At 37.2% G+C, this 12,675-nt stretch carries 12 protein-coding genes, 1 tRNA gene and 1 pseudogene; 10 read left to right on the top strand and 4 right to left on the bottom strand.

Features of this window, described 5'->3' with window-relative positions; all coding sequences use genetic code 11:
- Window positions 1-80: 80 nt before the first annotated feature.
- The gene (locus tag F957_RS08520) at window positions 81-422 is read left to right on the top strand and encodes a hypothetical protein (protein WP_016660407.1); all 342 of its coding nucleotides are present in this window, start codon (window positions 81-83) and stop codon (window positions 420-422) included.
- Between the two features lie 31 nt (window positions 423-453).
- Here F957_RS08520 and F957_RS08525 read toward each other — a convergent pair whose 3' ends face one another.
- Window positions 454-729 carry a hypothetical protein gene (locus F957_RS08525; RefSeq protein WP_016660406.1) on the bottom strand — a complete coding sequence of 92 codons (276 nt, stop codon included), beginning with the start codon at window positions 727-729 and terminating at the stop codon, window positions 454-456.
- 118 nt (window positions 730-847) lie between these two features.
- Between F957_RS08525 and F957_RS08530 the strand changes: the two genes are divergently transcribed.
- From F957_RS08530 to F957_RS21910, 5 genes are all read left to right on the top strand, one after another.
- The gene (locus F957_RS08530) at window positions 848-1,474 is read left to right on the top strand and encodes a hypothetical protein (protein WP_016541984.1); all 627 of its coding nucleotides are present in this window, start codon (window positions 848-850) and stop codon (window positions 1,472-1,474) included.
- 562 nt (window positions 1,475-2,036) lie between these two features.
- The gene (locus F957_RS08535) at window positions 2,037-2,597 is read left to right on the top strand and encodes a hypothetical protein (protein WP_016660405.1); all 561 of its coding nucleotides are present in this window, start codon (window positions 2,037-2,039) and stop codon (window positions 2,595-2,597) included.
- 146 nt (window positions 2,598-2,743) lie between these two features.
- Window positions 2,744-3,094, top strand: a complete 351-nt coding sequence (locus tag F957_RS08540) for a hypothetical protein (protein WP_016541985.1) — start codon at window positions 2,744-2,746, stop codon at window positions 3,092-3,094.
- Between the two features lie 175 nt (window positions 3,095-3,269).
- Window positions 3,270-4,166 carry a hypothetical protein gene (locus F957_RS08545; protein ID WP_228129643.1) on the top strand — a complete coding sequence of 299 codons (897 nt, stop codon included), beginning with the start codon at window positions 3,270-3,272 and terminating at the stop codon, window positions 4,164-4,166.
- A gap of 362 nt (window positions 4,167-4,528) precedes the next feature.
- Window positions 4,529-4,765, top strand: coding sequence for a hypothetical protein (locus tag F957_RS21910; protein WP_016660403.1), 237 nt, complete (start codon window positions 4,529-4,531; stop codon window positions 4,763-4,765).
- 46 nt (window positions 4,766-4,811) lie between these two features.
- Here the strand turns inward: F957_RS21910 and F957_RS08555 are convergent, their stop codons facing one another.
- The 3 genes from F957_RS08555 to F957_RS08565 form a co-directional block, all read right to left on the bottom strand.
- Window positions 4,812-5,495: a pirin family protein gene (locus F957_RS08555; protein WP_016541987.1), complete on the bottom strand. Its 684-nt coding sequence runs from the start codon at window positions 5,493-5,495 to the stop codon at window positions 4,812-4,814.
- Window positions 5,496-5,690: 195 nt separating this feature from the next.
- Complete coding sequence (argG, locus tag F957_RS08560; RefSeq protein WP_004652848.1) at window positions 5,691-7,034, bottom strand: argininosuccinate synthase; 1,344 nt, start codon at window positions 7,032-7,034, stop codon at window positions 5,691-5,693.
- A 272-nt stretch (window positions 7,035-7,306) separates the two neighbouring features.
- The gene (locus F957_RS08565; RefSeq protein WP_016541988.1) at window positions 7,307-8,158 is read right to left on the bottom strand and encodes a LysR family transcriptional regulator; all 852 of its coding nucleotides are present in this window, start codon (window positions 8,156-8,158) and stop codon (window positions 7,307-7,309) included.
- Window positions 8,159-8,314: 156 nt separating this feature from the next.
- On the opposite strand from F957_RS08565, the gene F957_RS08570 reads away from it, so the two are divergent.
- From F957_RS08570 to F957_RS21905, 4 genes and pseudogenes are all read left to right on the top strand, one after another.
- A complete protein-coding gene (locus tag F957_RS08570) occupies window positions 8,315-9,232 on the top strand; it encodes a DMT family transporter (RefSeq protein ID WP_016541989.1) in 918 nt (305 codons plus the stop codon).
- A gap of 283 nt (window positions 9,233-9,515) precedes the next feature.
- A complete protein-coding gene (locus tag F957_RS08575; RefSeq protein WP_016541990.1) occupies window positions 9,516-11,546 on the top strand; it encodes an NADPH-dependent 2,4-dienoyl-CoA reductase in 2,031 nt (676 codons plus the stop codon).
- An 85-nt stretch (window positions 11,547-11,631) separates the two neighbouring features.
- A tRNA-Ser gene (locus tag F957_RS08580) sits at window positions 11,632-11,721 on the top strand.
- Window positions 11,722-12,184: 463 nt separating this feature from the next.
- Window positions 12,185-12,627: pseudogene (locus tag F957_RS21905) on the top strand (contractile injection system protein, VgrG/Pvc8 family); the annotation flags it as partial.
- Window positions 12,628-12,675: the final 48 nt, after the last annotated feature.

Raw genomic sequence — 12,675 nt, 5'->3', positions numbered from 1 at the left:
GGAAAGGGTTCTAAAAAAGAACATTGATATATAAGGCTATTTAGAAAAAGTTGTGTAGTTTTCAATTGGTAAAGATTGATATGTCATTACTTGATTATGATGAACTTAAATATAAATGTGTTAAGAGATGGATTGTGAGTATTGAGATTGCAAATAATGAGACACAAGCTCGTTATGCTGACATGAATGTTAGTACTAACATTACTTTCGCTGAATTGCAGTTAAAGGAATGCGAGGGTAATAGACAGAATACTTTGCAAAAAGGTCAGTTAGCTTTAGAGACAGCAAAATCAGTTGGACAATTTGCAGCTAGTACAATGTCTGTCATGCATGTTTCAGCCAGCATGAGTGTAGGAGCTTCAACAAGTACATGTTATAGTAAAAGTGAATCAGAAAGTACGAGTCATAATTATATTTATTAGTCTACAGATATGATGGTATGTATGATTAATTTTATATACCACTATTGAAATTTATAGCACAAAATTTTAAAAATTCATTTTCAAGTTCTTGAAAAGAAACAGATTCTAAATAAATAAATTCGACCCAATCATTAGCAACTTGTCTTTCTTGACATATTATATTTTCTAAATCTAACTCTGCTTCTTCTATTTTACAGATTGTGTTTTGAAGCCTAGAATTGTATGTAGCAAAAATAACTATATTTTTATCGTTAAGAGATTGTGCAATATCAATAATATGATCTTCAACATGATGAATTTTAAACATAATTAAACTTATTCCCTTACTTGAATTTTTGATAATTTGTAATTTATAGTTACCTAAAATTGCTTAAAATTCAAGCTTTAGTATATTTGTTGATAATTTGAAAAATTAATTATTCATTATGCTAGAGAAAATCAAATCGTTGTTTTTAAAAAAGAGTATTAGTAGATATGAGAATGATTTTAATCTTGCTGTTAAAAGAACAAGTGAATTAGGTTTGGGGGAATACTCAAAATTTGAAAATTCAGAAGAAAGACTTATAACCGTTGAGAGTGTTAATAAATTTTGTGAATCGATAAATTTTTATGACATATCTTATAAAGAGTTGTCTAACCAATGTTTGGCAATTCATTTAAAAATTGTGGATGATTTTAATAAATTTTTTGGGGTAAATGGGGTTATTACTATAGGGCATATTGTAAGAAAGGATGGACTCAAAATTTTTCATGAGCCAATGGAAAAAAGATTGATTAACCTTGAAAATCCTGTAGACCCAACAAAACCCAATAAAGTTCATGTTTGGATAACATTACCTACATTGGAATTAGTAGATTTTACATTTGCAAGTACACTTGCTGTTGTAGAGTCAAATCCAAATTATGGAAATGCTGTTATCGCAATGCATGGTGACGATTTAGATACCGATATTCAATATGTCCCTGAGTTTGTTGGTGAAAAATATATATTTCGAGCAGGGTTTGTGAGTGTGGTTTTTGATCCAATTTATGCTGTAGATATACCTCTGTAAGTTTGGACATTTAACACTTAAAATTAAATCATACATGATAAACATTTTATGGGTAATTATTATGCATGGTATACAAAGTCCGAAGCAGGATAGCCAATCAAAGCTTATTGAAGGAGCTGGAACAGGTACATCTGATAGCATTAAGAAAAATGTAACAGCAGGTAACTAGATTATACCTGCTGATTCTACACAAAAAGTTGGCGCAGATAACTTACAAACTATGCGGAATCCTACGCCAGTTAATCTTAGCAATGGTGAGTTGCAATTGTCGTCTGACTAAGTTCATTCGGTTGGTGTGCAAACACTTAATGCCATGAAAGGCATACACATGCACCTGTAGATCAACCAAAGTTAGGGTTTAAACAAGATCGAAATAAGCTGGAGCTATTCTTTGTACACAGAGGATTACTACACAAATGATGTGGTCTAGTGAAACTCCACAGAAAACAGCAAGGTTTCTTAGTCGAGCAGTAGTACCCATCGAAAAAGATTATGATACATATTCAAAGCCTTATTGAACCAATCAATTTAGGTTTTTAGGTGAGGATTATGATAGAGAGTAATGATTGATAAAAGAGATCCTAATATTAATATGTCAATTCAATTTATTAAAAAAGATGGTTGCCATATAGATTTCACTTGTAATGAAAATGCTAAAGGCGATGGTCTATCAACTGATATAAATAAAGTGTTCTATGCATATTTGAGTGAATTTTGTTTAAAAATAAAGAGCGAAATTTGGGATTACTTTGCGGTGGAATTTTGGTTTGACTCTGGAAAGTTAATATTTTTTCCAGAAAAAAAACTTGATGAGATGCCTACGGAATATGACCCATTTCCTGTTGATAGATTAGATCCTTATCTTATTGTGAGGCTTACATCTTATCTAGAAAAATATGACGCTTTTATCCAACATGATGATGAAAAATTTTCAGAAAGTGAGCTTTTGGACTGGTATTTGGAAAATTGTAGAGAAGTTTTTACGAGTGTCAGTCATGCATTGAGTAATAATACACTCTCAGATTTAATCATTAAATCTCTGAATAGACAAAAGATTGTTTTTCAATTTTATGGATCATCAAGAGAAAAGACCTATGGCGAAAAAATTATTGCTACAGTATAGGCTTATTTTTATGAAGGTCTGCTAGATAAGGGCTATTTGAAAAATTTGGTTTATGTATGATATTTGGTAATATCGAGCTATCATTCATCAGGTGTAATCTCAATAATATGAAAAAATTCTTGCTCGTATGTATATCATTTTTTGTGATGAGCTCAACGAATGCTGAACTTAGTCTAGAATATAAAAAAGGTTTTGTTTCGCTTCAAGAAAAATTTAAGCTTGCTTTAAATGAGGAAATGAATGTTGAAGCAATGCAAAATGCAAAAGATGTACTGACTAGGCAAGACGAAGAGTTGCTCCTGCAAAAGCAATGTAATAGAAAGAAAGCAGAAGTAGATATGTATGCATATATAAAGGCTGACTTAAAAAGTACAGTAGAATTGCTGAAAGATGATGCCATCACACAAGAGTATTTGAATGAAAAATATGACGCTGCTTTTAATGCATATCAAGACTCGAAACGTAAAATAATAAATAGTAAGTTTCGTTGTGAATAAATTTTGGACTTTATCTCATTGCATCAGAGCGTGGTAGAAATCCCCTTGGCTTATTTATTTTCTTTAGAAACATAATTGGTTGTAGATTTATAGTTTTTATGCATTATTTAAATATATAAAAAGATGATGTTAAGCTCTGTATAATCATTTACTTGAAGTCAGTAAGATTGGATTCATGTCCAGTCAATTTAGAATAAATTTTTATAGATTAGGTCAAATAATGCCAAAGAGTTATCAGATTTTAATGGTTTTTTCAATATTGAGTATGATGACAGCATGTCAGAATATTAACCCATTACTCGACACAATTGCAGCGCCGCTGAAACAGTATTCAGAAGCGCAATTAGACCAAAAATTAATTTTAAAAACGGCTTATAAAAATGAGAAACCATCAGATCATTTTAAATTAGATAAAAGCAAGATTGATGACTATTTTGCTACATATCCTTATGTCTTGCTTGAACCAACTGTACTTGGCTTTATTCATCCGACAGTTGAGTATAAAAATACACAAGGAGAGAATCGCTATTTAGTGATTATCGAAAAAGTTAACTTTCATGATGGTTATATCGCGGGTTGTCGAGCATGCTCAAGCACGGTAGATGTACTGATTTATAAAAAGCAAAATAGAACTTTTGAGTTGGTAAATGCCGCATTTAACCAAGATGAAGTACCTTCAGCCGATGGACATTTGCGTAGTGATTTTATGGCTCAGTTAAAAGCAAACTTGCAACCCTTTGGACGTACAATGATGGGTAGTCATGTCCTTGCAAGTTTTACTGGAGCAGGTGGACAAGAAACATCAAACTGGTATGGTATTTTGCTACCAGATCTTGGTGATGTGCAAATATTAAATTTGGCTCACGCGGGTGGTAGTACAGCATCATACTATGCTGATGCAAATTTGGCATCAACAACGACTTCAAAATTGAAGCTTATAGTTGATCAATCAAAATATTATCCTGTTGAAATCACATATATTCAGCAGGGAAAAACCTCAAAATCCGAAAAAAGTATCTTTAAATACGTTGAGTCTCAGCATGCTTATGTAGAAACACAAATAAAAAAGTAGTTGGTAAATAGCCAAGTGGCTTGATCAAAGGTTTTGAAATAAAAACTGATTGGACGTTCTCATACCTCAAGTCGATGATGTTTTATAAGCAGATCGACCCTTGACCTAACTCACTATTGGTGCTAATTTAATCAATAAGGAAGTCATATACTATTTGGGATTTAAGAGAAATCTTGCCTAAATGAATAAAGATATGACAACCTGAACACACAGCTAACAACGAACGAAACGATTCAGGTCGTTTTTAAAAATGTTCAAGGTTGTAGAAAAGCCCGTTAATCGGGCTTTTTTAATGCCGATTATTTTTGAAAAGAATTAAGCTATAGTGTGAAATAAAGATTGGGTCACAATAGGGGATAGTGATGCTGATGTTTATTATTTTAGTCATCGTGGCTGGCTTAGTTCTATTATTTTTCTTCACTAAGAAAACAGGTGCTACGTCAGATTCTTCAGATTATAGTCATCCATATTCATCAACAACTTCAAATTGCGATTCAATCCAGAATAATAATGATCAGCGTGTAGATGATTGCGGTTTTAATGTGGACTCGAGCTCTGACTCAAGCAGCTGTGATAATAGTAGTAGCAATAATGATTGAAAAAGCTTGTACCCCTCGAGGGTAAGGGGTACAAGTTAAACTGAGTTTAAGGTAGGTCAAACCAGATCATTTGACTGTCTTGTAATGCAGTAATAGTTGCAGTCTCATCAAACAGTAGAGCATCACCCGCTTTAACCAAATGATCGGCAATCATCACTTCGCCTGAAATCACATGCACGTAGTTCACTTTTTTCTGCGCTGTAATCTCTAAATGTTGATCTTTCTCAATCACTGCAGTTTTCACTTCAGCATTTTGGCGAATCAACATCGGTGCAGATTGATCACCAGCAATCAAGTGCCATTGGTTTGGATGATCTTTCGGGTTGAGTTGAATTTGCTGATAGGTGGGTTCAGCATCTTGCACATTCGGTTGAATCCAAATCTGTAATAGATGCACCGCTTTATCATGCTTGTTCATTTCACTGTGGGTGACCCCAGTTCCAGCGCTCATCAATTGCCATTCACCTGCATTGATTTGGCCTTCATTGCCCATACTGTCTTTATGAGAAATAGTGCCATCGAGTACACAGGTCAAGATTTCCATATTGTCATGGGGATGAGTACCGAAACCATTATGCGCAGCGACTGTATCGTCATTAATCACGCGAAGCGCGCTGACGCCCATGTATTTCGGGTTATACCAGCTACCAAATGAAAAGCTATGATAGGTGTCTAACCAGCCTGCTTTGACATGACCGCGGTTTTCACTACGATGTAGATAAGCATTCATCTTTCATCTCCCAAATTATTGTGTTTTGCTTAATGCTTATATTATCGATTCATAATGGCGATAAATAGTCTTTAATTGCGACATATTGTTCTATAAATGCAATGATTCAGTAATGCGTATTTTCTTGGGTAAAATAAAAAAGGCTGAATAAAATTATTCAGCCTTTTCAAATGGGTAAATTAATTAACCCATTTTTTATTTTGATTTGTTTTCCAATTGAGGAATCGCAGAGCCTTGACCCACTGCAAGCAAACCTGTTTCAGTATAGATACCCAATTTTGCACGGGTATCGGTAATGTCGAGGTTACGCATAGTTAACTGACCGATACGATCCATTGGCGTAAACATTGAATCACCTTTCTCCATGGTTAAACGCTCAGCTTCATACGTGAGGTTAGGAGATTCAGTGTTCATGATGGTGTAGTCATTACCACGACGTAATTCTAAAGTCACCGTACCAGTAATCGCTTTAGCAACCCAACGTTGTGAAGTTTCACGAAGCATGAGCGCTTGTGAATCGAACCAACGGCCTTGGTAAAGTAGGCGACCTAAACGTAAACCATTAATACGGTATTGTTCAATCGTGTCTTCGTTATGAATACCAGTCACCAAACGCTCATAAGCGATATGTAACAAAGCCATACCCGGTGCTTCATAGATACCACGAGATTTTGCTTCAATAATACGGTTTTCGATTTGGTCAGACATCCCTAGACCATGACGACCACCGATACGGTTCGCTTCAAGAATAAATTCAACTGGATCTTCGATACGTTGACCATTCAATGCAACTGGCATTCCTTGTTCAAAGGTAATGCTTACTTCTTCTGGTTGGATTTCAACGTCATCTTTCCAGAATGCAACGCCCATGATTGGATCTACGATTTTAATACCCGCATTGAGGTATTCTAAATCTTTGGCTTCGTGCGTCGCACCCAACATATTTGAGTCAGTTGAATACGCCTTTTCTTTTGACATTTTATAGTCAAAACCGTTGTCGATTAAGAATTGCGACATTTCAGCACGGCCGCCTAACTCATCAATAAAGGTTTGGTCTAACCATGGTTTATAGATTTTAAGCGCAGGGTTGGTCAATAAACCGTAACGATAGAAACGTTCAATATCATTGCCTTTATAAGTTGAACCATCACCCCAAATATTGACATCATCTTCTTTCATCGCGGTAACAAGCATCGTACCTGTCACTGCACGACCTAAAGGTGTGGTATTGAAGTAAGGAACACCACCTGTGCTGATGTGGAACGCGCCACATTGAATCGCAGCAATACCTTCAAGCGCAAGTTGTAAACGACAATCGATTAATCGAGCTTTGACTGCACCGTACTGTTCAGCTTTCTTTGGAATAGCATCATAGTCATCTTCATCAGGCTGACCCAGATTTGCAGTATATGCATAAGGCTCTGCGCCTTTCTGTTTCATCCATAATAAAGCTGCTGAAGTGTCTAAACCACCAGAGAAGGCAATCCCAACTTTTTTACCTACTGGTACATGCTGCAAGATCGTTGCATTATCAGTCATTGCTAGTCCTAACTATTTCGAAATAGGCACCCTAATACTTCGGTGACCAAAGAGAATTTATACGTCCCGTACTATATCACTTTTCAAATCGATTTTTTTTCTGTTAGGAAAGGAATTCTTTTTTTTTCATTTGAAAAATAGATTAACATCGGGAAAATATAAAGTTTTACGATAAGCATTCACAATAAGGCGTTAACAGGCCTGAACTTTAAAAAGTCTCAAGTGAAAAGTACATCAAGAGTTGCAAACGCTCTTTATAAAAAGTGTCTAGTTCAAAGCGAATCATTTAAGCCAATAAATTGTTTCTCGATCGGGGTAAATACATGATCATGACGCGCGATCAGGTATAAACCAATATCACGATATTGTTCAGGTGTTTCGCGATAGTACTGAATGTTATATTTTTCAATCAAAGATTTGGCAATCATCGAGATGCCCATACCTAATTGGGTAAAGTGAATTAGAGCTTCATGATCGTAAATATGGGTGAGTTCACCCTTTTTAAGCTTATGGTCTGTGTAGATGCTGTCTAAGGTGGTGGCATAGCAGCATTGTTCGGAAGCCAGTAAGATATTTTGATGATTCAGACATTCTTCGAGACTGTCATGGTTGATCATGTTTTTACCAATAATCACCAGTTGATCATCCGCTTTTTGAATATATTGCAGATTTTTATGTTTAGGATGTCCTAGGGCATAAGCAATATCCAAATTGCCCGCTAAAATCTCATCCTCAATATAACCTGTTGGACCTGTTTTCATGGTGATGGAAAGGTCAGGGTAGGCTTCATACAGCTGACTAAAGGAAGGGTAGAAGCGCATCCCGCCTAGACTGGTATTGGTGCCAAAGCGTAAAACGCTTTCTTGTTGATAGATTTTATTTTCAGTTTCTTCCCAAGTAAAAATCATTTTTTTGTATTGGGCATATAAATTCATGCCAGATTCAGTCAGTTCAACACCTTTGGGCTTACGAATAAACAGTTGGCGCTTATAGTGATTTTCAATCTTTTTGATTTTCGCAGTCATATTAGACTGTAAATAATTGAGCTTATTTGCCGCGGCAGTAATACTTTTTAGCTCGGCCACAGTCACAAATGATCGGATATCGCTAATATCAATATTCACGGCAAGTCCTCAATATTTCAATTCGAAAGGTGCTATCAAAAAGGATGAATTGAATTAGGCATCAAAAAAAATGATGTATCTATTAAAACATAGCATTATTCATGATGTCATTTATTTTATACACTAAGCTTACTTTTTATCGGTTGAGTACAACACGTGAATATTCGAGTCGTGAGTGCAATCGCGTTGCTGTGTCTGGTTTGGGGTTCGTTATGGGGCTTGGTCAAACACAGCCTACAAGTGTTTCCACCATTTTTATTTATCTCTACACGGTTGATTTTAGCTGCAGTGACATTAATGCTGGTACAACGGATTTTAAAAAAATCCATTTTGCCTGAGCAAGCTGAGTTGAAGCCCTTAATCATTTTAAGTGTATTGATCTGTTTTGGTTTTTATGCCACGCAGACCTTTGCCATGCAATTTGTGGGTTCAGGTTTATCAGCTGTATTGGTATTTACCATGCCGATTTTTATTGCTGTATTAGCGCATTATTTTTTAAATGAAAGGTTGAATACCCAGAAAATCTTGGGGCTCGTTTTAGGAACCTTGGGACTCATCGCAATTTTATGGCCGCAATTACATCATGTGCATATGAATATGTCATTGCTGGGGCAGGTGTTACTCATTGGTTCAGGCTTTTTCTGGGCATTATCGACGGTTTACATCAAAAAGAATTTTGCCACCTATGACAAAATCAAACTCACCATTTGGCAACTGTTACTCGGTGGAAGTTTAATGTTTGTGATGGCCTTATTGTTCGAACCAGTTGATACTCAGGTTTGGCTTAATCCACTGAACGAATCTGCTTTATTTTATATTGCAGTGGTAGGCACTGGTTTTGCCTTTGTGCTTTGGAACTGGATTGTCAGTCAGGTTGATACTTTTGTCGCTTCGATTTCAATTATGTGTATCCCGATTCTGAGTCTATTTTTTGGTTCTTTAATCTGGCATGAGCCGCTGACCCTCAATATCTTGATTGGTGCTGCTTTTATCTGTACGGGCATTGTGATGAGTTCGCTCAAAATGAAAGCACAGAAAAATCGTCTGGCTTATTCGAGTCATCAACAACATTAAATTGAGTAGAATGAGAATAAACCGAAGCATTGATCAATCAGCTTGAGTTAGTTTTTTAGATTAAATAAAGGCAGTCACTATGATTATTGTGGCTGCCTTTTTTATGTCGATGTGCTTCTGCAATAAATAATATTTAGAGTTGCAGCGGCAGAATATTTAATATGTTTAAGCCAAATTGACACTTTCAACAGCTAAATTTTTAGATAGAGTCATCCCAAATCAACAAAAAAGTATTAAAGTACTATGCAACAAGTTGCAAAGCCAAAATTAGAGAAGGAATACCATGACTAGCTATGCAAATATCTTAAAGCCATTACATTTGGGTTTTACCACCATTAAAAACCGTGTGGTAATGGGTTCGATGCACTCAGGTTTAGAAGATCGTTTCTTTAATTATCCAAAACTCGCTGCTTATTTTGGTGAGCGCGCAAAGGGCGGTGTAGGCTTAATCATCACAGGTGGTATTTCTCCCAACCGTCAGGGCTGGTTACTCCCTGCGGGCGGAACCATGAATAGTTTGGCCGATATTCCTCATCATCGTTTAGTCACCCATGCGGTACATAAGCATGGCGCGAAGATTTTGATGCAAATTCTGCATTCGGGTCGTTATGGTTATCATCCGTTTTCGGTATCTTCTTCTCCGATTCAAGCACCGATTAACCCATTTAAACCACGTCAAATGTCTGATTCTCAGATATTGGCAACCATTGAAGATTATGCGCGTTGTGCGAGCTTAGCGAAAAAAGCAGGCTATGATGGTGTCGAAATTATGGGTTCAGAAGGTTATTTAATTAACCAGTTCCTCAGCAGTCATGTGAATAAGCGTACTGACCGTTGGGGCGGTGATATTGAAAATCGTATGCGTTTCCCCGTAGAGATTGTCAAAGCGATTCGCGCTAAAGTCGGTGAAAAATTCATTATTGCATTCCGTTTGTCTTTGCTGGATTTGGTGCATGATGGCAATACCATGCAAGAAGTGATTGTGGTTGCCAAAGCATTAGAAAAAGCTGGAATTACGCTGTTAAATACAGGGATTGGTTGGCACGAAGCACGTGTGCCTACCATTGTAACCTCTGTGCCGCGTGCCGCTTTTGTGGATTATACCACTGCGGTAAAACAGCACGTTTCTGTTCCAGTGATTGCATCAAACCGTATTAATATGCCTGATGTCGCTGAAGAGATTATTGCTTCTGGCAAGGCGGATATGGTGCAAATGGCACGTCCATTCTTGGCTGATGCATATTGGGTAAATAAAACAGCAACCAATCGTGTGGATGAAATTAATACCTGTATCGCGTGTAACCAAGCCTGTCTGGATCATGCATTTAAGAATGAACGTGTCAGCTGTTTGGTCAATCCACAGGCTTGTCATGAAACAGAATTGGTTTATATCAAAACCCAAAAACCAAAGCGTATTGCGGTTGTCGGTGGCGGGGTGGCGGGTATGTCTGCTGCGACAGTGGCTGCAAGCCGTGGTCACGCCGTGACCTTATTTGAAGCAAATCATGATGTTGGTGGTCAGTTTAACTTGGCAAAAGTGGTGCCTGGAAAAGAAGAATTCCATGAGACCATTCGTTACTTTAAAGTACAGCTCAAACAAACAGGTGTAGATGTACGTTTAAATACACGTGTAAGTCGAGAGCAGCTAGAACGTGAAGGCTTTGACGAAGTAGTTGTGGCTACAGGTGTTGTACCACGTGCATTGAAAATTCAAGGCAGTACAGCACCTCAAGTGTTGTCCTATGCAGAAGTATTACGTGGTGCAGAAGTGGGCCATAAGGTCGCCGTGATTGGTGCAGGCGGGATTGGCTTTGACGTATCAGAGTTCTTGTTAAAACCACCGCACCAACCTCAGCCGCAACCCTTAGCAGAATGGCAACGTGAGTGGGGTGTAGACCCAGATCCAAACTATATCTCTGAAGGTGGGATGCAACGTCCAGAAGTTGAAATGCCAGTGCGTCAAATTTATTTATTACAACGCAAAACCACACCACTCGGAATTGGTTTGGGTAAAACCTCTGGTTGGGTACATCGTGCGCAGTTGAAAAAGCATGCCGTGCGTATGCTACGTGGTGTGCAATATAAAGCGGTGACCGACGAAGGTTTGTGGGTTGAGCATAATGGTCATGATCAGTTATTGCGTGTAGATACCATTGTGGTCTGTGCGGGGCAAGAGTCGGTGAAAGATCTCATGCCTAAAGACGGTGAAAATACGTCGGCAAACTACCATATTATTGGTGGTGCGAAGCTTGCAGCTGAGCTTGATGCCAAGCGTGCGATCCGAGATGGTGCTGAATTAGCCGCAAAACTCTAAAATTGATGAAACATTATGCATTTGAATACATTGCAATTAAATTTCTCTTGTATAAAGAGAGCAAGCTTTGTATTCTTACGCACATGGAAGCGTGGCAGAGCGGTTTAATGCACCGGTCTTGAAAACCGACGAGGGTGTGAGTCCTCCGTGAGTTCGAATCTCACCGCTTCCGCCAAATTTTGAATTAAGCCCTTGTTATTGCAAGGGCTTTTTTCTTGCCTAATATTTTACCCCTCATCAAATTTTGGATGTAAAAAGTCAAAACAGGATAATTTAGGATGGGGTAGGAAATAAGCATAAAAAATTCTAAACTCTTTTAGGCTATGAAAAAGAGATTTTAAATATATAAAAAAGGGTTCACGATGAACCATTAGAGATAGCTGTATAAGAAATTGAGATTAGACATTACCAGTGTATACTTTCCAAAAAATAAGTAATGCCATTTCCCTTATAACGATAAAATCCAAGTGGCTCATGTACTCTTGCTATGAATTGTAGCCTTTCCTTTTGAAGGAGAGATTTAAAGCACTCATTATAGGTGGAGTGATATAAATTGTCATAAATAGACAGATCTATATAGATGGACCGCCATGATACTTTGTAAAATGCACTAAATTTAAGCGAAAGCCTATAACAAGATGTTGAGCAATATATTTCAAGCCTTAGACAGTTTAGGGCTTACTGCACAAAAAACGTGCTTTGCATATTTCATTTTCTAATCTCGATCTAAACGCTCAGGTGTTTTTGCACCGTATTGATGGGAAACATCAACTCAATGAGGGATTTAAGGCAGAATTGATTTGCCTATCAACGAGCGCAGTTATTCCTTTAAAGCGATTTATTGGTAGCTAAGTTGAAATTGACCAAGTGACCGACCAAGGTCAACTAACCCGTACCACAGGTATTATCTCAGGTGTAGATATTGGGTAATCAGATAGCATCTTAACCTATAAAACTCACCGCATAAGAGCCAACAGCTCTGCTTAAATATCGTCGGAACTCTTCTATGTTCATAAATAGAAGCATTCGAGATATCGCAGAGATATTGTTTAAAGAATGGCAGCAACGTAGTCATTTATGGGAGGATCACCCATAAAGATGGTTTTTATTTGCATTTGATATTGATTAT

The organism is Acinetobacter gyllenbergii CIP 110306 = MTCC 11365, assembly GCF_000413855.1.
In the GTDB taxonomy this organism is placed as follows: Bacteria; Pseudomonadota; Gammaproteobacteria; order Pseudomonadales; family Moraxellaceae; genus Acinetobacter; species Acinetobacter gyllenbergii.
This window is presented reverse-complemented; position numbering and strand designations above follow the sequence as displayed.